This is a genomic window from Roseiterribacter gracilis (assembly GCA_018332375.1).
In the GTDB taxonomy this organism is placed as follows: domain Bacteria; phylum Pseudomonadota; class Alphaproteobacteria; order BOG-932; family Roseiterribacteraceae; genus Roseiterribacter; species Roseiterribacter gracilis.
In genome coordinates this window covers 3912292-3930805 of sequence record BOPV01000001.1, presented here as the reverse complement: position 1 = coordinate 3930805, position 18514 = coordinate 3912292, and the positions used below count along the sequence as shown (strand labels likewise).

Below are 18514 nucleotides of genomic sequence, written 5' to 3'. Positions count from 1 at the left end.
CGCGAAGCAATATGCAGATCACCCAATCCTTCCGTGCTGCCCGCCTGGACGGCCCCGTCGCGCCCGAATTGCTGGCGCCGGCACGGCTGCATGATCTGTTTACGGCGACCGTCGCGGCGCACGGCGATCGCATCGCGGTTGAAACCGACGAGAAGAGCTGGACCTACGCCGAATTGTCGGCGCACGCGAACCGGCTTGCACGGCATTTGCGCGCGCAAGGCATTGGTCGCGGTGACGCGGTCGCGTTGCTGCTCGATCGCACGCCGCTCGCCTATGTCGCGATTCTGGGGACGCTGCTTGCGGGCGCCGCCTATGTGCCGCTCGATCCGGGGTTTCCGCGCGCACGCATCGCGGCGATTCTCGAAGACTCAAACGCCAAGCTTTTGTTGGCGACGTCCGATCTCGATCTCGGCGCGCCGTTCGCGGTGCCGACGCTCGATCTCGACAAGATTGCGCACATGTTGCACGCGCTCGATGCCAGCGCATTGCCGCCCGACGCGACGCACGACGCGGGTCCGCGCGATCTCGCCTACATCATCTTCACGTCGGGTTCGACGGGACGGCCGAAAGGCGTCGCGGTTGAACATATGTCGGTCGTGCATTACGTGCGCGCCGCGTCGCGCCTCTATGCGATGCGACAAGACGATCGCGTCTATCAAGGATTCACCCTCGCCTTCGACGCGGCGGTCGAAGAAGTCTGGTGCGCCTTCGCCAACGGCGCGACGTTGTTGCAAGCACCTGCCGTCGTCGCCCGCTCTGGCCCCGATCTTGGTCCTTGGCTTGCCAGTCATCGCGCGACGGTCTTGTCGACCGTGCCAACCTTGGCCGCGTTGCTCGATCCGAACTTGCCGTCACTGCGCCTGCTTATTCTCGGTGGCGAAGCATGCCCGCCTGAGGTAGCGCGCCGTTGGCTGACCAACGGTCGACGCGTGCTGAACACGTACGGTCCGACCGAAGCGACCGTGATCATCACGGCGCAAGAGATCGTCGCCGATCGCAAACTCACGATCGGTACGCCGCTGCCGAACCACAGCGCCTACGTGCTCGACGATGCGATGCAGCCGCGTCTGCCAGGCACCGAAGGTGAATTGTGGGTCGGCGGCCCGCAGCTCGCACGCGGTTATCTCGGCATCGGCGTCGACCAAACGCGTTTCACCGCCAATCCCGATCCCGATCATCAGGCACCGCAGCGTCTCTATCGCACCGGCGACCGCGTTCGCGTCGAGAACGGCGAGATCTTGTTTCTCGGCCGCGTCGACGACCAGGTCAAAATCCGCGGCTATCGCGTCGAGCTGGGCGAAATCGAAAATGCGCTCGCCGACGTCGAAGGCGTGCGCGCACTTGCGGTCAGCGCGCACACCGAACATGACGGTTCGATCGAACTTGTCGCGCATGTCGTGCCGGCGGCGGGATTCGAAACTTCGATCGGGCAGGATCTCGTCGCCTGGGCGCGCGGCAAGCTGCCCGCCTATATGGTGCCCGCCTTCGTCGAGACGGTGAGCGATCTTCCGCGCCTGCCGTCGGGAAAGATCGATCGCAAACGCCTGCCGGCGCCGACGACGCCACGCGTCAGCAGCGCGCGCCCGTTCGCTGAACCGACCAACGACCGCGAACGCATCATCGCCGCCGCCTTCGCCAAACGGTTCGGGCGCGAGACGGTCTCGGTCGACGACGATTTCTTTCAGGATCTCGGCGGCCATTCGCTGCTCGCCGCAGGCGTCGTGTCGGATCTGCGCGGAACACCCGACTTCGCGCATCTCGGCGTCGCCGATCTCTACACCTACCCGACGGTGCGCGTGCTTGCTGCGGCGATCACCGCACCGCCGATCGAAACCGAGCATGTCGCGGCCGCGCCCGCATCGCGCGTTCCATTGTGGCGGTGGGCGTTGTTCTCGGCCGGACAGATGATCGGCGTCTACGCGCTCTATCTGCTGGTGGCCGCGCAGTACATTCTGCCGGTCGCCACCATCGTCTACGATCCGGACTCCACGTTCGGCGAATTGCAATTCATCGTCGGCCTGACTTTGCTGTCGATGTCAGTCTATTACCCCGGCCTGATCCTCGCATCGGTGCCGTTGAAGTGGCTGATCATCGGCCGCATCAAACCCGGCGATTATGACGCCTACGGACTCTACGCCTTCCGCTTCTGGCTGGTGCGCCGGCTGCTGACCATGGCGCCGGTGCGCTTCCTCGTGCACAGCCCGCTGCTGAATACCTATTACCGTTTGCTGGGTGCCAAGATCGGCAACGGCGTCGTGCTTGGCACCGACGCGATCATGGCGCCCGACCTGCTGACCATCGATGCGCGCACGACGATCGGCAAAGACGCGCAGATGCTGGGCTATCAGATCGTGCGCGGACGGCTGCGTATCGGCCCGATCCGCGTCGGCGCGCGATCCTACGTCGGAACCAATTCGGTGTTGGCGCCCGACGTCGTGCTTGGCGACGACGTGCTGATCGCCGACCAGTCGCTGGTTCCGCGCGGATCGCATCTGCAGAGCAGCACCCTGTGGGCGGGTTCGCCCGTGCAACCCGCATCGACGGTCGATCCGTTGCTTGGCGCGGTGCGCGAACGCGCATTGGCCGAAGACGCACATCCCGCGACCGGCGCATTCGTGCGCGTGTTCCAGGCGGTGTGGGCGTTCGTGATCGTGCTGGTGCCGCTGGCAGCCGCGATTCCCGGCTTCACCTTGTTCCTGCAAGCCTGGAACGACAGTCTGCTTTTGTCGCTCGTCGTCGCGCCCATCGCAGCAGCGGTGTTTCTCGGCCTGCTGCTGGTGCTGGTGACGTTGATCAAGCGCCTGCTGCTGCCGCGACTCGTGGCCGGCCTCTATCGCCGTACCAGCAGCGTCTATGTCCGTCATTGGGCGGCGCAGCGTCTGATCGATCTGGCGATGGAGTTTTTGCGCCCGTTCACCGGCACGCTCTATTTCCCGTGGGTGTTGCGCTTGTTCGGCGGCAAAATCGGCAAGGGCGCCGAATGTTCGTCCGACGCACCGCTATCGATCGATCTGCTGACGGTCGGCCCTGATGCGTTCATCGCCGATGCGTCGACGGTCGGCGCGCCGAAACGATTCGGCGACTGGGTCGGGTTTGCACCGACGACGATTGGCGCGCGCGCCTTCATCGGCAATTCGGCGCTGGTGCGCGCCGGCACCGAGGTCGGCGACGACGCGTTGCTTGCGGTGATGTCGGCGCCACCGCCCGGCGTCACGCGACTCGAACCTGGCTCGGCTTGGCTCGGCTGCCCCGCGATGCGCCTGCCTGGTCGTGAAATCGTGCAAGGCATCGACGCGACGCGCACCTATCACCCGCCGAAGCGATTGGTGCTGGCGCGCTACGCGATCGAGTTCTTCCGCGCCACGCTGCCGTTCGGGCTACAGATCGTCACCTTGTTCGCGATCATCGCGGCGCTGAACGATCTCTATGAAGAAAACGATCTGTGGCAGTTGATCCTGCTCGCCCCGTTCGCAGTCGCCGGCTACGCGCTGGTCGCAACCGGCTTCGTGATTGCGGTGAAATGGGTCGTCATCGGCGCCTACAAACCAAAGACCGTACCGTTGTGGAGCGCCTGGGTCTGGACCAGCGAGTTGGTTACCGGTCTCTACGAAACCATCGTCGTGCCGCTGCTGCTCGACATTGTGCTTGGAACGCCGATCGCACCGCTGGTGCTGCGCGCCTTCGGCACCAAGATCGGCAAGCGCGTCTGGCTCGAGACCAGCTTCATCACCGAATTCGATCTGGTCGAAATCGGTGACGAAGCCGAGATCGGCCAGGACACCGATCTGCAAACGCATCTGTTCGAAGATCGCGTGATGAAGATGGGCTATGTGCGGATCGGCCCCGGCTGTTCGGTCGGGCGTTCGGCGACCGTGCTGTACGACACCGAAATGGAAGCGGGCTCGCGGCTCGGCGATCTGTCGCTGCTGATGAAAGGCGAACGTCTTGCAGCCGGCACAAGCTGGGTCGGCGCGCCAGCACGGCGTTCGGCAACATGAGCACGGTTCTGCTGCTGGTCGATTTGGCCGACGCGCCCCGCGACGAAGGTCGGCGTGTTGCAGCGGCGCTGGCCGCGCAACAGAGCAACGGCACCTATAGTTGGACGCGCAGCGGCGACGTCGGCGCGTTCGTGTGGAGCGACGACGGTCCGATCGGCGTCGACCTCGAACAGATTCGCGAGATCGAAGATTGGCCGCGCATCGCGGCCGCGTTTCTCGACGCCGATACACGCAGCGCGATTTGGCGCGCGGCGGATCCGCTCGACGCGTTCTTCGCTGCATGGACGTCGCTCGAATCGCGCGGCAAGGCTGCGGGTGTCGGACTGACCGGTCCTGCGCCCGCTCTACCGATTTCGCCGTTCCGCGTTGAACATGACGGCAAGCGTTTCATCGGCACTGTCGCGGGTACGCGGGCGGCGCTGGAGCCGCGCTGGATCGCACGCGCGACGCTTGGATGAAATTTCCCAGCGCCGAAGAAGCCGAACGCTGGATCGTCGAGCACGAAAAGAAATTGCCGCACCGCTTGCGTCGCATCCTCGACTGGCTGCGCGCGCCCCGACGCCGGTGGCTTCGCATTCCGGTCGCGGTTCTGTTGATGCTGGGTGGCGTCTTCTCGTTCCTGCCGATCCTTGGCATTTGGATGCTGCCGGTCGGCGCGCTGCTGCTGAGTCAGGACATTCCTTGGTTCAAACGCGCAACCGCGGCGGCGATGATTCCGATCCAGGCGGCGTGGAACCGCTGGCGCGCGCGGCGAGTTCGAAAATCATGAGCGATACCAAGACCGACGACGCCACCGACAACCCGGGCAAACTGCCCGAGGACGGCACCAGCAAGGGTGCGACTCCAGCGGGCTTGGGTGCGGATGAGCTGCGCCGTCGCGCCAATAAGCCCGGTCCGAGGGACGATGGCGGCACCGGCTAAAGCAGAAATCTGAACGTTCGCAAGGCTTTAAAGGTCAAACGTTCCAGAAAGCTTGTAAAATTCCTGACGCTTCGGCAAGAATTGCCGCACCGCAACTGACCTTGGAAGAACTCCCATGGCTGCTCTCGCGCCGATTCCGACCGCGCCAATCGTGCAGTTGAGGCCGACCGGCCGAGGCGCTCCGCCTCCCACGGTCCAAAACTTGCCCCCGCGCCACGTCGAGCAGCTCCCGCACGTAAAGCTTCCGGCAGCGACGTCGCTGTTCAACGGCTCGACTGCGTCGGCTCCGGCCGGCGGCTCGGGTGGTGGTGCCGGCGGCATCTACTAATAAGAGACGCCGACCGACCTTCCGGTCGCTTGAAAGCCCGCGCTCTTCGCGGGCTTTTCCGCATCCGGCCTACGCCGCCACCGCTTGTGGCAGCAGTTCGGCAAGGCTGCGCACCGCGTTGTGCACGCCGATGGTGCTGGCCCCGACATAGCCAAGCACCAACCCCGACGCCGGTCGTTCCTGGCAATGGATCGATAAAGGCGCGATTCCTAGACCGCGGCGTGCTGCTTGCGCAGCCAGCGCAAAATCATCGATCGGACGACGCGCGAACAACGTCACATGTAGACCCGCATCCGACGGTCCGACCTCGAACATATGTTCGATCGGCCGCAGCCCCTCGAGCAACGCGGCGCGCCGTTCGCGGTAGAGCGGCGCCAGGCGCAGCAAATGCGCCGTCGCATGACCGCGATCGATGAAGCTGGCAAACGCCGCCTGCAACAGCGACGGCGGTTCGACACCTGCGGCACAGGCCGCGTCGGCAAATCGAACTGCGAGCGCGCGCGGCAGAATTGCGTAGGCGATGCCGATGCCGCCGAAAAACGTCTGGTCGAAACTGCCGAGCTGAAGGACGCGTCCGCTTTGATCGAGCGCCTGCAGGCTGGCTTGCGCGCGCCCGTCATGGCGCAGCTCGCTGCCGCGATCGAGCTCGACGATCCAGCCATTGTTGCTTGCGGCCCAGGCCAGCATCGCGACGCGATTGTGCAGATCGGCGCTGAAGCCGGTCGGCATTTGATGCGTTGGCTCGACGACAAGCAGACGCACGCCGGCGATCTGGCTGGTGTCGATGCCGCTGCGTTCGAACGGAATGCTGGCGACGCGTGCGCCGACCGCGCGCAGCGGCGGCAACAGCGCGGGATCGCACGGATCCTCGACCATTGCCACGTCGCCCGGATTCAGCAGCAGGCGCGCAGCCAACTCGAATCCAGCCCGCAGCGACGACAGAAGAACCACCTGCTCGGGCGCGCAGCGCGCACCGCGTGTCTGCGATACATAGGCCGCGATTGCGGCGCGTGTTGCATCCAGCCCGCCGACGGGCGGCGTCATCAGGCCGAACGGCCCGCTCGCAGCCTGGCCCAGCAAGCGCGACCAACGCGGCCGCGGAAACGATTCCGTGCTGGCAACGCACGGCGTCAGGACACGAGTCGCAGCCGAGCCGCCGGGTGCTGTGCGCGATTGCGACTGCACGACACGCGCGACCGGCATGTCGGCCGGCAGCAGGTGCGACGGAATCGGATCGGCGACATAGGTGCCGGAACTGGCGCGTCGTTGCAGCAGCCCTTCCTGCACCAGCAAGCCAATCGCGGCGGCGACGGTATTGCGCGACACTGCGAATTCGCGCGCCAGCTCGCGCTCGGACGGAATTTGGCGCGCCGGACCGATGCTGCCGCACAGGATTAGACGCCGCAATTCGTCGGCCAGGCGCTCGTAGCGCGGCGGACCATCTGCTTCGGGATCGGAGAGCTGCCGCAACGGCAGGCTGATTCGACGACGAGCCATTTACGCTACCACCGCTATTGTCTGCGCGGCCTGGTCCAGCCGCTGATCATCGATGAAATCACGCAGCGCCAACCCGATTTCGGTCGGCGAATCTTCCTGCACGTAATGAATGCCGCGCACCGTCACCTCGCGTTGATTGAGCCAGCTGCGGCAGAAGTCGCGCGCCCGCCCCACCAGCAAGGCGCCCGGCTCGGCGTTGATGAACAGCTTGGGCACCGGACTGTGCGCAGCCCAAGCACCGTATTGCTCGACGATCTCGACGACGTCGGCCGGCGCGCCTTCAATCGGCAAGTCGCGCGCGAAGCTGAGGGTTGGGACGCGCCGCGCCGGCGCGGCGAACGGAGCGCGATAGGCGTCCATCTCGGCATCGTCGAGCGTGCGCAGGATGCTGCGCGGCAAAACCGCTTCGACGAAGAAATTCTCTTTCAGCGCCATCTGTTCGCCGCGCGGCGAACGCAAGGCGCGGAAAATCTCGTCACGGCCAGCCGGAAAATCCGACCACAGGCGCGGTTGCACCAAAGCTTCCATGTAAGCGATGGCGCGCACGCTGTGTGGATGGCGCGACGCCCAGTAAAATCCCAGCGCCGAACCCCAGTCGTGCAAGACCAAGGTCACGTTGCGCGTAAGCTGCAGCGAGGCGAACCAGGCGTCGAGATAGTGCACGTGATCTTGAAATCGGTACGCGCCCGCGGGCGAAGGTCCCGACTGGCCCATGCCGATCAGATCCGGCGCCAGGCAACGACCGCGATCGGCAACGAACGGAATGATGTTGCGCCAGAGATAGGACGAGGTCGGATTGCCGTGCAGGAAAACGATCGGATCGCCTTCTCCGACATCGACATACGCGATCTCGCTATCGAGGACTTGGACGCGCTTTCTGAAATGCGGGTCGGCGCTGGAAGGGGGCGCCCAATTCGTACTCAAGCTCACTAAACACCGCAGCTTTTCGTCACCAAAACGCGTTCGCAGCATGGACAAGTGCGTGGTATTCAAAGAGGGCCAAGAACGAGCTTTCTTATGGATCCAATTTTCGAACTGGCAATCACGCTGCCGCCGCCGGGTTCACGGGACCGGCTGCGCGCGCTGCACGCGCAGTTGCGCGCCGCAATTCTCGACGGACGGCTGAAACCAGATCTGCGCTTGCCCGCCACGCGCGCGCTTGCAGAGTCGCTGTGTGTATCTCGCAACACTGTCGTTGCAGCGTACGACCTGCTGCTGAGCGAAGGGTATCTCGTCGCGCGCGCTGGGTCGGGGACCTATGTCGCCGACGTGCTGCCGCAGATGGTGCCGCCGAAAGAGTTGCGCAGCGATGCGGCACCCGACGCGCGGCTGAGCGACGTGGCGCGCTCGGCCCGGCCCATCTTTCGATTCTTCCCGCCGACCGATGGCGGGTTTGATTTTCGCAGCGGCTATCCCGACGCCAGCCTGATCCCATTCGACATCTGGATGCGCCTCTCGGCGCGCGCGTTGCGCGCCGCGTCACGCCGCACCGCTGCCTATACGGCACCCGAAGGCCAGCTCGAGCTGCGCGACGCGATCGCGAAACATGTTTCTTTCACGCGCGCCGTCGCGTGCAGCGCCGAGGACGTGGTCGTCACCGCCGGCGCCCAGCAGGCGTTCGAACTGCTGGCCCGGATTCTGGTTACACCCGGCAAGACCGTCGTCGCGATGGAAGAGCCGAACTACGTGCCGATGCGCATCTCGTACGAAACGGCGGGCGCGGTGCTGAAAACCGTGCCGGTCGACGAAGAAGGCATGATTATCGAGTTGCTGCCACCGGACGCGAAAGTGATCTGCGTCACGCCTTCGCACCAATATCCGCTGGGCGTGGTGATGTCGCCGCGCCGCCGGGCAGCGCTGCTGGATTTCGCGCAAGCCAACAACGCCGTCGTGATCGAAGACGATTATGATGGCGAGTTCCGGTTCGGCGGCCGGCCGCACGCAGCATTGCAGACGCTCGACCGCAACGAGTCGGTTTTCTATATCGGCACGTTTTCCAAAAGCCTGTTCCCATCCCTGCGTCTGGGTTTCGTGGTGGTACCGCCCTGGGCCAAACCGGCTCTCGTCCGTGCCAAACAGACCAACGACTGGTGCGCGCCGACCATGACGCAGGACACGTTGGCCGCGTTCATCTCCGAAGGGCACCTTGCGCGGCACATGCGCAAGATGCGCAAAGTCTATGGCGACCGGCGCACCGCCCTGCTCCACGCGCTCGCGCAACAGGCCGGCGATCTGCTGCAACCGATCGAAGGCGATAGCGGCCTGCATCTGTCGGCCCATCTGATCCCGTCGATCGACGCGCTGGTGATCGCACATCAGGCGCACGAGCGCGGTCACCGCATTCAGGCGCTGAACCGGTTCGGCACCTCGCCCGCCGACGAGATCAACGGCTTTGTCTTCGGCTTTGGCTTGATGGATGCGCGCGGCATCGAACGCGGCGTCGAAACCCTGGCGCAGATGCTGCGCGCCGCCATTCCGGTCCAGGCGCGAGCGTCTTCGCGCTAGACGCTGCTTCGCGTACAGGTAGCGGATGGAAGACCCTGCACAGGCCGACGCGCTGGTCCGGCTGCTGATCGACACGAGCGCGACCGAGAGCTCGCTGGCGAAGCGCGACGCGCTGATCACCGAAATCCTGCATCGCGGCATGGCGCTTCCGCCGCCGCTTCCGGCCCACTTCGTCCGCGCCTGCATGAGCGCGCCGTGGCCCGACCAATGGGCGCGCGATTCGATCCTCGCCGCGCTGACGGGCGACGACCGGTGGTTCGTCGACCTTGCCAACCAGTCGCTGCGCCTGGTCGAGCAACCGGACCTGCTGCGTGAGCTGATGTTCACGATGAGCCGCTGGTTGTTTCTCCAGCGCGAGACGCCAAGCGCGGCCGCACGTGCCGACATCGATCGCACGCTGCGGCGCAGCTATCGCGCGGCAGCCGACCGGGTCGTCGCCCTGGCCGGCCCTCCCGCCCCGCGCCGGCGCGAGATCAAGCGCGTCGCAATTCTGACGCCGCAGATTCTCGATACGACGCATGCACCGACGCGCGACGCGTTGTGGCTTGCCGCCGGACTTACCGAACGCGGCATCGAACCGTTGGTCATCAATTCGAATTGCTGGCCGAGCGACAGCGCGCTGCGCCTGTTTCAGGCCAACGTCGCAACCGTGAACGAGGATTTGCGTGGCGATCAGCAACTCGATGGGCTGGGTAGCCGCTGGACGCAACCGATTGCGATCTACACGCCTGCAACGCGCAGTACCGAAGCCGCCAGTGCAGAACTGGTCGCGTTGCTACGCGACCGAAAGTTCGACGCCGTCATCTCGCACGACGCACCGTTTCTCCAAGACGTGGCGGCGGCGCAGCTACCGCTCTTGTGGATCGCGACCGGCGGTGCCGTCCCGCGTGGCCGTGCCGATGCGATCTGGGCGGCAAGCGAATTGCTGAACGAAGAGGCGATCCAACTCGCAAAGAGCAGTGGCATCCGCATCGTGCTGCGTCGCGAGCTTCTGTTCACGCTGCCCGAACCGGCGCAGCCGATGGCGCGGTCGTCGATCGGCGTCGCTGACGACGACGTCGTGCTCGTGATCGCGGGCAATCGCCTGCCGAGCGAGATCGATTCCAGCCTGGTCGCGATTTTGACGCCCATCCTGTTGTCGCATCCCGGCACCGTGCTGGTTCTCGCTGGGCATGGCAGCGAACATGCGGCCGGCCTGTTCCCCGACGTGCAGCAGCAGGTGCGCGGCCTCGGACATTGCGCCGAGCTGCGCGGCTTGCTTGCGATCAGCGACGTCATGGTCAATCCGTTCCGCATCGGCGGCGGCACCAGCGCGCAAACGGCGATGGCGGACGGGTTGCCGATCGTCACCTTGGCGTCGGGCGACGTCGGCGCAGTTGCGGGAACCGCGTTGAGCAGCGCGAGCACCGACGCGTTCGCCGAAAAACTCGTTCTGCTGATCGAGAACCGCGCCGCCCGCGAAGCTGAATCCAAACGGTCACGCGCACGGATCGAAGAACGGTTCAATTTCGACAAGCAGGTCGACGAGATCGTCGCAACTTTGGGCCGGCTCGCGCGCGACGAAGTGCAGGCGTTCGAGGTTCTCTAGCGTCGAACCGACGGCGTATCGATCGCCAGCCCCTTCGCACGCGCCATCAGGAACAATTCCAGCGCGACATAGTCGGCCGATTCATACGGCGGCGCTTCGGCCCGCATGCCGATCAGGCAATTGCGCAGACGCCGCCGCAACGAACCCAAGGTCTGCCATTCCAGCCGATAGGCGGGATACCCAGTCGGATGCGCCTGCGGGATCGGACTGCCCGCCAGTTGCTTGCCCCAATTGTCGTCGTGACATTGGCTGCAGCTGAGATTGATCTGGCCCTGTCGCTGTTCGAACAACGTCTTGCCACGCTCGAACGTGCTGCGCGCGCGGGCATCGATCGCGACGTCGATCGACATGGCGCGTGACTGTTTGCCGACAAAGCTGGTCAGCGCCAGCAGATCGTCGCTTTCATAGGCGAGCGGTTTGGCCTGCTGGTGCTCGGTGCGACAGCGATTGATGCGCTGCTCGATATCGATCACCGCGCCTGCTTCGGGTGCGAAAACCGGATAGCGCGCCGCGACACCACGCACGCTGTTGTTGGCCTCGCCGTGACAGTCGGCACAGGACTTTCCCGCCGCGCCGTCGCGTCGGTTCCACAAAGTTTCACCCTGCTGCACCCAGAGAAAGCCAGGATTGGCCGCGTCGTCATCCTGCATCGCCTGGGTTTCGCGGCTGGAAAATTCGTAGCCGGATTTCTTCTGCGCGGTCGCAACGGCAGCAAAGGCCAGCAGCGCCACTACGAAGAAGCGGATCACGTGACCTCGATCGGCGCGGTGGCGGTGTCGACCGTGCCGTGATCGTCGGTCCAGGTGAATTTCAGCGTCCCGGTCTCGGTTGCAACGGTGCAGAAGGACAGGAACGGATTGGCCGCGATCGCGGGAAACAATTCGGCGCGGAACACCTCAGTGTCATTGTAGGTGCAGACCAGCAGATTGATGATGTCGCGCGCAATCGGCTGCCCGGAATTGTCGCGACGTTGGCCGCTTTCCATCGGGTGGGAAATCAGGATCTTGATGTCCACCACCTCGCCCTTCTTCGCCTTGGCGGGCACGTTGATCAACGGCCGCGCCATCTCAGAGATCCTCGATGCAGGCGGCCAGCGTGACGACAATCTGCGCGCTGTCGGTCCAGCACGTCCCGTCGCTGAGCTTGGCGATCGCGATAACCTTCTGCGATGTCGACAAGCGCATGCGGGTGGCAAAGAACGCACGCCCCGCGCGCGGCCCAAGCGTCACATGCACGACGTTGGGCAGCGGGTTGCTTTCCGCGAACAGGTGGATGCTGCGCACGTGGTTCGCTTCGGTCATCGGATTGTCGACCGTGACCGAGACCGACACGGCATTGCCGTTCTCGGCCAGCGGCGGCAGATCGAGTTTGACCTTGCCCGGTTTGAGCGGCGCGGTGCCAACGACCTCTTTGATCGCAGCCGCCATCGTGTCGGGCGTCGCCTGCGCTGGCACCAGCGGCAACAGCGCGCCGCCCGCAGCAGTCGCAAGCACGTCGCGACGACGGTATAGCCTGGTCATTTGAGACTCGTCAGAAATGCCACCACGTCCTCAATCTGCGCCGCATCCAGGATTGGCTTGTTGCGAAACCCGGCCGCGACATTGGTCAGATCCCGCGTCCGGTAATAGGGCGGCATGATCGTCGCCGGATTCAGCTTCGACGCATCGACCATGCGCAGCCGCAACTGCCCTTCGGTCCAACGCGCACCGGTTCCGGTCAGGTCCGGCGACAGATTTCCTTGCAGCCTGTCTTCGGGAAATGGGCCGCTGTGACACAGAAGGCAAAGCCCGACCTGCCGATTGACGACGATGGCACGGCCGCGCGCTGCATCGCCTTTGGCACCGGTCAGCGATTGCGGGATCGCATCGCCGACGATCTGGTACGGGCGAAGCTCCTGCGCGTTCGCGCTCGAAACCAACGCAGCCGCCAGCACCAGCGCTTTAGCCGAACACTTCACCGGTGATCGTGCGGAACCAAGCCGCGGCATAGTCTGCTTCTGCTTTGCGGGTTTGCGCCGGTGCATCGACCGGGCTGATCCCGCCCGCACCTTCGACATCGGCAAGCAATCCATTCACGGGGTGATAGACGCCTGCGATCGAAATTCCGTAGTCGGGTGCAACCAGACTGTAGCAGGTATTGATCGGCCGCGGCTCAGCCGGCGTCTCGCCGCGCAGCAGCTTGGCGACCGCAGCCGCGCAGATCTTGGCCTGCGCGTTGGCAGCGAAGGCCGACTTCGGCATCGCGCCCGCAATCGCCGCGTCGCCGACGACATGGATGTTTTTATGCAGCCGCGATTCAAACGTCACCGGATCGATCGGGCACCAGCCGGTGCGATCGGTGGCGCCTGCTAGTTCGGCGATGCGGCCGGCCCGCTGCGGCGGAATTACGTTGCCGACGTCGGCTTTGTGTGCGCCGAACTCGGTCGTGAAGGTGTTCGTCGACGGATCGACGGACGTGACTTTGCCGCCCTGGCTCAACGACACCCATTCGAGATTGTCGGGATAGAGCTGCTTCCACGCCGCCGTGAACAGCCGCTGCTTCGAGAACTGATCCTTGGCGTCGAGCACGATCAGCTTCGAGCGCGGCTTTTTCGTTTTGAGGTACCAGGCAATCAGGCTGGCGCGTTCGTACGGGCCCGGCGGGCAGCGGAACGGATTGGGCGGTGCCGAGATCACCACCGTGCCGCCGTCCTGCATCGCTTCCAACTGCCTGCGCAGCAGCGTCGTCTGTTCGCCCGCCTTCCACGCATGCGGCATGCGTTGCGCCGCCGCTTCGTCGTAGCCGGGCAGCGCTTTCCAATCGAGGTCGATGCCCGGCGCCAAGATCAGCCGGTCGTACGACAGCACCGTCTTGTCGCTCAGCGTGACGGTGCGCGTGTCGGCGTCGATCGCAGTCGCTGCCTGTTGCACGATCTGGATGCCTTCGCGCTTCAGCGCGTCGTAGCGAAATTGCTGCGCGCTGAGCTCGCGCAGGCCGACCAGCACTTCGTTGCTGAACGGGCAGGCGATGAAGGTTGCGTTGGGTTCGACCAACGTCACGTGCAGCTTGGGATTCTCGCGGCGCAGGAAACGCGCGGCGGTCGCGCCGGCAAAGCCGCCGCCGACCACCACCACCTTCGCGGCACTCTGCGCATGCGCGGGCAACGCCAGCGCTGCGGTCGCGCCACCAAGAAACAGCCGGCGTGTCGTTTTCATCGGGCTGCCTTTTGCGCCGCGAACCACGCCGCAATGGCGGCGGTCTCGCTGTCGCTGAAACCTTTGGCGACGCGATCCATCACCGTGCCGGGCCGATCACCGCTGCGAAAGGCGCGCATCGCCTCGGCGATGTCGGTGCGTCCTCGCAACGGTGGAACCGGGCTTTGCGCCTTGGTGCTTTCCGCATGACAGCCGGAGCAGGAACTTGCTCCGGCCGGCATGTCGGCTGCGTAGGCCGGTGCTGCAAGCACCAGCACAACGAGGATCGCGCGCATCACGCAGTCCGCAGCTTCTGGTCCTTCACCGGCAGTTGGCGGATGCGCACTTTGGTTGCGGCGTAGATCGCGTTGAGCACCGCCGGTGCTGCAACCGCAATCGTCGGCTCGCCGACACCACCCCAGAATCCGCCCGACGGCATCAGGATGGTTTCGACCACTGGCATGTCTTCCATATGCATGACCGGATAGGAGTCGAAATTCTCCTGCTCGATCCGGCCGTTCTTGACCGTGCATTCGCCGTAGAGCGCAGCCGACAAGCCGTACACGAACGAGCCTTCGACCTGCGCGTTGATCTGCTGCGGATTGACGGCGTGGCCGGGATCGGTTGCAGCGACGATGCGATGAATCTTCAACGCACCTTTGTCGCTGACCGACACTTCAGCGCAGGCTGCAACGTAGCTACCGAAGCCCATCGTCTGGGCCAGGCCGCGGAACACGCCGGCCGGCGCCGGCTTGCCCCAACCCGCTTTCTCAGCAACGGCATTCAGCACAGCCAAATGCTTTGGGCTGTTCGCCATCAGCTTGCGACGGAATTCCAGCGGGTCCTGTCCGGCGGCATTCGCCAACTCGTCCATGAAACATTCGAGGAAGATCGTGTTCTGATTCAGATTCACGCCGCGCCAGAAACCTGGCGGCACGTGCGGATTCCGCATCGCGTGATCGATCAGAAGATTCGGCACGGTGTAGCCGATCGACGCTTCCGGTCCGGGCGGGTTCAAGCCCTGGAAGGTTGCCGGATCTTTGCCGTTCTGCAGCGCCGCGGGCGCAACTGCGGCCAGGATCGACTGACCCGACAGGCGCATCGTCATGCCGACAAGATTGCCCTGCGCATCGAGACCGCCGACCAGCTTGCATTGCATGACCGGATGATAGCGGCCGTGCGTCATGTCTTCTTCGCGCGACCAGATCAGCTTGATCGGCGTGCCCGGCATCAGCTTGGCGATGGTCACGACCTGGCGCACCCAATCATGCACGGCGCCGCGACGTCCGAAGCCACCGCCGAGCAGCAGCTTGTAGACGTCGCACTTGGCCGGCGGCAGGCCCGATGCTTCGGCCGCAGCAGCCAGCGCCGCTTCGCCGTTCTGCGTCGGCGTCCAGACTTCGCACTTCTCCGGCGTGTAGATCGCCGTCGCGTTCATCGGCTCCATCGTCGCGTGGTTCTGGTGCGGCGTCGAATAGACTGCTTCGACTTTCTTCACCGCGCCCGCGATTGCCGCCTTGGCGTCACCGACCTGATTGCCGACGAACGCTTCCGGCGCGTCGAGACCTTCTTTCATCACGGCGGCGAAGGCCGCGCTCGACGCGGTTGCGTTCGGGCCTTCGTCCCAGACGATCGGCAGCGCATCGAGCGCCTTTTTGGCTTGCCACCAGGTCGCAGCAACGACAGCGACGGCGCTGTCGCCGACCTGCAGCACCTTTTTGACGCCCGGCATCTTTTCGACTTTGGCGGCGTCGAAGCTTTTCACTTTGCCGCCGAACACCGGGCAATCTTTGATCGCGGCGTTGAGCATGTTCGGCATCTTCAAGTCGATGCCGTAGATCTGCTTGCCGGTCAGCTTGTCGGCCGTATCGAGACGCTTTAGCGGCTTGCCGGCGATCGTCCAGGTCTTGGGATCTTTCAGCGGAATGTCGGTCGGCGGCGTCAGCTTGGCGGCTGCAGCGGCGACTTTGCCGTAGGTGGTGTTGCGCTTGGACGCGCCGTGCGTGATGACACCCTTTTCGACCGTGCATTCGGCGACCGGCACTTTCCAGCCGTCGGCCGCAGCCTGCACCAGCATCATGCGCGCAGCGGCACCGCCCTTGCGCACATAGTCCTGCGATTCACGAATGCCGCGGCTGCCGCCGGTCGAGAAGTTGTTCCACACGCGATTGCGCGCGAGATTCTGACCCGGTGTCGGATATTCGGTCGTGACCTTGTTCCAGTCGCATTCCAGCTCTTCGGCAACGAGCTGCGCGAGGCCTGTCAAGGTGCCCTGGCCCATTTCCGAACGCGCAATGCGCACGACAACGGTTTCGTCGGGCTTCACCACGACCCAGGCGTTGATTTCGGGCGTTGCTGCTTTTGGGTCAGCAGCCAGCGCGGGAATGTGAAAGCCGAAGGTCAGCGCGCCTGCTGTGGCGGCCGAACCGGCGATGAAGTTGCGGCGTGACGGGCGGAGCGTTTGGGTCATGATCTGTGTCTCCGCTCTCAAGCGCGTTTCTTGGCAGGCTGTGCAGCAGCCGGCTTGAGGTTCTGCGCCGCGAGTTTGATGCCGGCGCGCACGCGGTTGAACGTGCCGCAGCGGCAAATATTGGTGATCGCCGTGTTGATGTCGTCGTCGTTGGCGGTCGGATTCTGATCCAGCAGCGCCACCGTCGCCATGATCATGCCAGTCTGACAGTAGCCGCATTGCGGCACGTCCAACTCGGCCCATGCTTTCTGCACTGGATGAAGTTCACCGCCTTTGCCGGCGAGACCTTCGATGGTGCGGATCTTGGCGCCCTCGGCGAGACCTGCGATCGGCATCGCGCACGAGCGCGTCGCCTGACCATCGATATGCACGGTGCACGCACCGCATTGCGCGATGCCGCAGCCATATTTCGTGCCGGTCAATCCGACCTGCTCGCGCAGCACCCACAGTAGCGGGGTTTCAGGATCGACATCGACGTTGTGAACTTTGCCGTTGATGTTCAGTCGAGCCATAGCGAAGCCCTTTCCGGAGGCGTGAGAATCTGCGTGGTTTCAGATTGGGCTCACGCGTTGGGCTTCGTCCAGATGGAGCAGGCTCAAGCTGGGCCGTTATCTCCGATCGGAGAGAACGGATTTAGCGCAGAATCGCTGCGCTTCGTGACTTACTGTGACAGGCGCGCGCCGGTCCGGGCCTGTAGCTCGTCAAACGACACGCCATCGATGATTTCGCGCACGACAAAGCCCGACTCCACGACGTCGAGCACGGCCAGATTCGTGTAGATGCGGTCGACCGCAGCGAGTGCAGTCAACGGATACTGGCATTGGTCGACCAGGCGCGGCCGCCCGTCTTTGGTCGTGTGTTCCATTACGACCCAAAGTCGTTTGGCGCCGACTGCAAGATCCATCGCACCGCCAACTGCGGGTGCAGTGTCGTTGACCGAGGTCGCCCAGTTCGCGATGTCGCCGTTCGACGCGACTTCGAACGCACCCAGCACGCAGAGATCGATGTGGCCGCCGCGGATCATCGCGAAACTGTCGGCGTGATGCATGTACGAACCGCCGGTGCGCAAGGTCACATGCTGCTTGCCCGCATTGATCAACCACGGATCGATTGCGTCTTTCGCCGGCGCCGGCCCCATGCCCAGCAATCCGTTTTCCGAATGGATCACCACTTCGCGCGTTGCGGGCACGAAATCGGCGACCAAGGTCGGAATGCCGATGCCGAGATTGACGTACCAGCCTTCGGGGATTGCAGCGGCAACCTTCGCCGCCATCTCGGCACGCGACCAGGCGCTGTTCTTCACTGCGTCGCTCACAGCGGCGGATCCCCATACGGAACGTGAATCACACGATTGACGAAGATGCCGGGCGTCACGATCACTTCCGGATCGAGTTCGCCCAGCTCGGCGACATGCTGCGTTTGCACGATGGTGAGCTTCCCCGCCATCGCCATCACCGGATTGAAATTCCGCCCGCTGCTGCGAAAGACAAGATTGCCCCAGCGATCGGCGGTCCAGCATTCGACCAACGCCACGTCGCCATGCAGCGCAGTTTCGAGCACGCAATTCGTACCGCCGATTTCGCGCACTTCTTTGCCTTCGGCGAGCTTGGTGCCGACCGCGGTCGGCGTATAGAAGGCGCGCACGCCGGCGCCGGCCGCACGCATCCGTTCGGCCAGCGTGCCTTGCGGGACGATCTCAAGTTCGATTTTGCCGGCGGCGTACAACTCTTCGAACACGACCGAACCGGTGCTGCGCGGAAAGCTGCAGACGATGCGGCGCACGCGACCCAGTTCCATCAGGCGCGCCAGACCGGCGCGACCGGTGCCGGCATTGTTGGCGACCACGGTCAGGTCTTTCGCGCCGTGTTCGATCAAGGCTTCGATCAGCGCGTTGGGCTGGCCGACCTGGCCGAAGCCGCCGACCAACACAGTCGCGCCGTCTGCAATGCCGCTCATCGCATCGGCCATATTGGTCACGAATTTATCGATCATCGCACTGCAACAGAAATTAGTATGGAATCCAAACAATCTCGG

19 protein-coding genes are annotated in these 18514 nt (G+C 64.4%); 7 read left to right on the top strand and 12 right to left on the bottom strand.

Annotated elements, in window-relative coordinates; all coding sequences use genetic code 11:
* Positions 1-11: 11 nt before the first annotated feature.
* The 5 genes from TMPK1_RS19585 to TMPK1_RS19565 all read left to right on the top strand — a co-directional run bounded on the left by TMPK1_RS19585 (position 12) and on the right by TMPK1_RS19565 (position 5247).
* Complete coding sequence (locus TMPK1_RS19585; RefSeq protein ID WP_420245212.1) at positions 12-3998, top strand: Pls/PosA family non-ribosomal peptide synthetase; 3987 nt, start codon at positions 12-14, stop codon at positions 3996-3998.
* Positions 3995-4456 (top strand): 4'-phosphopantetheinyl transferase family protein, encoded by a 462-nt coding sequence (locus TMPK1_RS19580; protein WP_420245210.1) that lies wholly within the window; start codon positions 3995-3997, stop codon positions 4454-4456. Before TMPK1_RS19585 ends, TMPK1_RS19580 begins: the two co-directional genes overlap by 4 nt.
* Complete coding sequence (locus TMPK1_RS19575; RefSeq protein ID WP_420245209.1) at positions 4453-4767, top strand: hypothetical protein; 315 nt, start codon at positions 4453-4455, stop codon at positions 4765-4767. Before TMPK1_RS19580 ends, TMPK1_RS19575 begins: the two co-directional genes overlap by 4 nt.
* Positions 4764-4919, top strand: coding sequence for a hypothetical protein (locus TMPK1_RS19570; protein ID WP_420245208.1), 156 nt, complete (start codon positions 4764-4766; stop codon positions 4917-4919). The genes TMPK1_RS19575 and TMPK1_RS19570 overlap by 4 nt, the downstream gene beginning before the upstream one ends.
* A gap of 202 nt (positions 4920-5121) precedes the next feature.
* Positions 5122-5247, top strand: coding sequence for a hypothetical protein (locus TMPK1_RS19565; RefSeq protein WP_420245207.1), 126 nt, complete (start codon positions 5122-5124; stop codon positions 5245-5247).
* 69 nt (positions 5248-5316) lie between these two features.
* On the opposite strand, the gene TMPK1_RS19560 is transcribed toward TMPK1_RS19565, so the two are convergent.
* Both TMPK1_RS19560 and TMPK1_RS19555 read right to left on the bottom strand, forming a co-directional pair.
* Positions 5317-6744: an aminotransferase-like domain-containing protein gene (locus TMPK1_RS19560; RefSeq protein WP_420245205.1), complete on the bottom strand. Its 1428-nt coding sequence runs from the start codon at positions 6742-6744 to the stop codon at positions 5317-5319.
* Positions 6745-7668 (bottom strand): haloalkane dehalogenase, encoded by a 924-nt coding sequence (locus TMPK1_RS19555; protein WP_420245203.1) that lies wholly within the window; start codon positions 7666-7668, stop codon positions 6745-6747.
* A 93-nt stretch (positions 7669-7761) separates the two neighbouring features.
* Here TMPK1_RS19555 and pdxR point away from each other — a divergent pair, with 93 nt between their 5' ends.
* Together pdxR and TMPK1_RS19545 are read left to right on the top strand one after the other, a co-directional pair.
* A complete protein-coding gene (pdxR, locus tag TMPK1_RS19550) occupies positions 7762-9249 on the top strand; it encodes a MocR-like pyridoxine biosynthesis transcription factor PdxR (RefSeq protein ID WP_420245202.1) in 1488 nt (495 codons plus the stop codon).
* A 25-nt stretch (positions 9250-9274) separates the two neighbouring features.
* Entirely contained in the window at positions 9275-10837 is a 1563-nt protein-coding gene (locus TMPK1_RS19545) for a glycosyltransferase (RefSeq protein WP_420245200.1), read from the top strand.
* Here TMPK1_RS19545 and soxA read toward each other — a convergent pair.
* The 10 genes from soxA to TMPK1_RS19495 all read right to left on the bottom strand — a co-directional run bounded on the left by soxA (position 10834) and on the right by TMPK1_RS19495 (position 18472).
* On the bottom strand, positions 10834-11586 hold the full coding sequence (gene soxA, locus TMPK1_RS19540) for a sulfur oxidation c-type cytochrome SoxA (RefSeq protein WP_420245198.1): 753 nt from the start codon (positions 11584-11586) through the stop codon (positions 10834-10836). The two genes, TMPK1_RS19545 and soxA, sit on opposite strands and share 4 nt — an antisense overlap.
* Positions 11583-11903, bottom strand: coding sequence for a thiosulfate oxidation carrier complex protein SoxZ (soxZ, locus tag TMPK1_RS19535; RefSeq protein WP_420245196.1), 321 nt, complete (start codon positions 11901-11903; stop codon positions 11583-11585). Before soxZ ends, soxA begins: the two co-directional genes overlap by 4 nt.
* 1 nt (position 11904) lies before the next feature.
* Positions 11905-12357, bottom strand: a complete 453-nt coding sequence (locus TMPK1_RS19530) for a SoxY-related AACIE arm protein (protein ID WP_420245195.1) — start codon at positions 12355-12357, stop codon at positions 11905-11907.
* A complete protein-coding gene (soxX, locus tag TMPK1_RS19525) occupies positions 12354-12794 on the bottom strand; it encodes a sulfur oxidation c-type cytochrome SoxX (RefSeq protein WP_420245193.1) in 441 nt (146 codons plus the stop codon). Before soxX ends, TMPK1_RS19530 begins: the two co-directional genes overlap by 4 nt.
* Positions 12778-14031, bottom strand: coding sequence for an NAD(P)/FAD-dependent oxidoreductase (locus TMPK1_RS19520; protein WP_420245192.1), 1254 nt, complete (start codon positions 14029-14031; stop codon positions 12778-12780). The genes soxX and TMPK1_RS19520 overlap by 17 nt, the downstream gene beginning before the upstream one ends.
* Complete coding sequence (locus TMPK1_RS19515; RefSeq protein WP_420245191.1) at positions 14028-14306, bottom strand: c-type cytochrome; 279 nt, start codon at positions 14304-14306, stop codon at positions 14028-14030. Before TMPK1_RS19515 ends, TMPK1_RS19520 begins: the two co-directional genes overlap by 4 nt.
* Complete coding sequence (locus TMPK1_RS19510) at positions 14306-16480, bottom strand: xanthine dehydrogenase family protein molybdopterin-binding subunit (protein ID WP_420245189.1); 2175 nt, start codon at positions 16478-16480, stop codon at positions 14306-14308. Before TMPK1_RS19510 ends, TMPK1_RS19515 begins: the two co-directional genes overlap by 1 nt.
* Positions 16481-16497: 17 nt before the next feature.
* A complete protein-coding gene (locus TMPK1_RS19505; protein ID WP_420245188.1) occupies positions 16498-16992 on the bottom strand; it encodes a (2Fe-2S)-binding protein in 495 nt (164 codons plus the stop codon).
* Positions 16993-17141: 149 nt separating this feature from the next.
* Entirely contained in the window at positions 17142-17795 is a 654-nt protein-coding gene (locus TMPK1_RS19500; protein WP_420245187.1) for a 3-oxoacid CoA-transferase subunit B, read from the bottom strand.
* Positions 17792-18472 carry a 3-oxoacid CoA-transferase subunit A gene (locus TMPK1_RS19495; protein ID WP_420245186.1) on the bottom strand — a complete coding sequence of 227 codons (681 nt, stop codon included), beginning with the start codon at positions 18470-18472 and terminating at the stop codon, positions 17792-17794. The genes TMPK1_RS19500 and TMPK1_RS19495 overlap by 4 nt, the downstream gene beginning before the upstream one ends.
* Positions 18473-18514: the final 42 nt, after the last annotated feature.

Excerpts from the sequence above, each read along its gene's own strand:
- pdxR (WP_420245202.1), top strand. The coding sequence starts at position 7,762 with ATGGATCCAATTTTCGAACTGGCAATCACGCTGCCGCCGCCGGGTTCA.
- TMPK1_RS19570 (WP_420245208.1), top strand. The coding sequence starts at position 4,764 with ATGAGCGATACCAAGACCGACGACGCCACCGACAACCCGGGCAAACTG.
- TMPK1_RS19515 (WP_420245191.1), bottom strand. The coding sequence starts at position 14,306 with ATGCGCGCGATCCTCGTTGTGCTGGTGCTTGCAGCACCGGCCTACGCA.
- TMPK1_RS19530 (WP_420245195.1), bottom strand. The coding sequence starts at position 12,357 with ATGACCAGGCTATACCGTCGTCGCGACGTGCTTGCGACTGCTGCGGGC.
- TMPK1_RS19560 (WP_420245205.1), bottom strand. The coding sequence starts at position 6,744 with ATGGCTCGTCGTCGAATCAGCCTGCCGTTGCGGCAGCTCTCCGATCCC.
- TMPK1_RS19580 (WP_420245210.1), top strand. The coding sequence starts at position 3,995 with ATGAGCACGGTTCTGCTGCTGGTCGATTTGGCCGACGCGCCCCGCGAC.
- TMPK1_RS19585 (WP_420245212.1), top strand. The coding sequence starts at position 12 with ATGCAGATCACCCAATCCTTCCGTGCTGCCCGCCTGGACGGCCCCGTC.
- TMPK1_RS19495 (WP_420245186.1), bottom strand. The coding sequence starts at position 18,472 with ATGATCGATAAATTCGTGACCAATATGGCCGATGCGATGAGCGGCATT.
- soxZ (WP_420245196.1), bottom strand. The coding sequence starts at position 11,903 with ATGGCGCGGCCGTTGATCAACGTGCCCGCCAAGGCGAAGAAGGGCGAG.
- TMPK1_RS19575 (WP_420245209.1), top strand. The coding sequence starts at position 4,453 with ATGAAATTTCCCAGCGCCGAAGAAGCCGAACGCTGGATCGTCGAGCAC.
- TMPK1_RS19545 (WP_420245200.1), top strand. The coding sequence starts at position 9,275 with ATGGAAGACCCTGCACAGGCCGACGCGCTGGTCCGGCTGCTGATCGAC.
- TMPK1_RS19505 (WP_420245188.1), bottom strand. The coding sequence starts at position 16,992 with ATGGCTCGACTGAACATCAACGGCAAAGTTCACAACGTCGATGTCGAT.
- TMPK1_RS19520 (WP_420245192.1), bottom strand. The coding sequence starts at position 14,031 with ATGAAAACGACACGCCGGCTGTTTCTTGGTGGCGCGACCGCAGCGCTG.
- TMPK1_RS19510 (WP_420245189.1), bottom strand. The coding sequence starts at position 16,480 with ATGACCCAAACGCTCCGCCCGTCACGCCGCAACTTCATCGCCGGTTCG.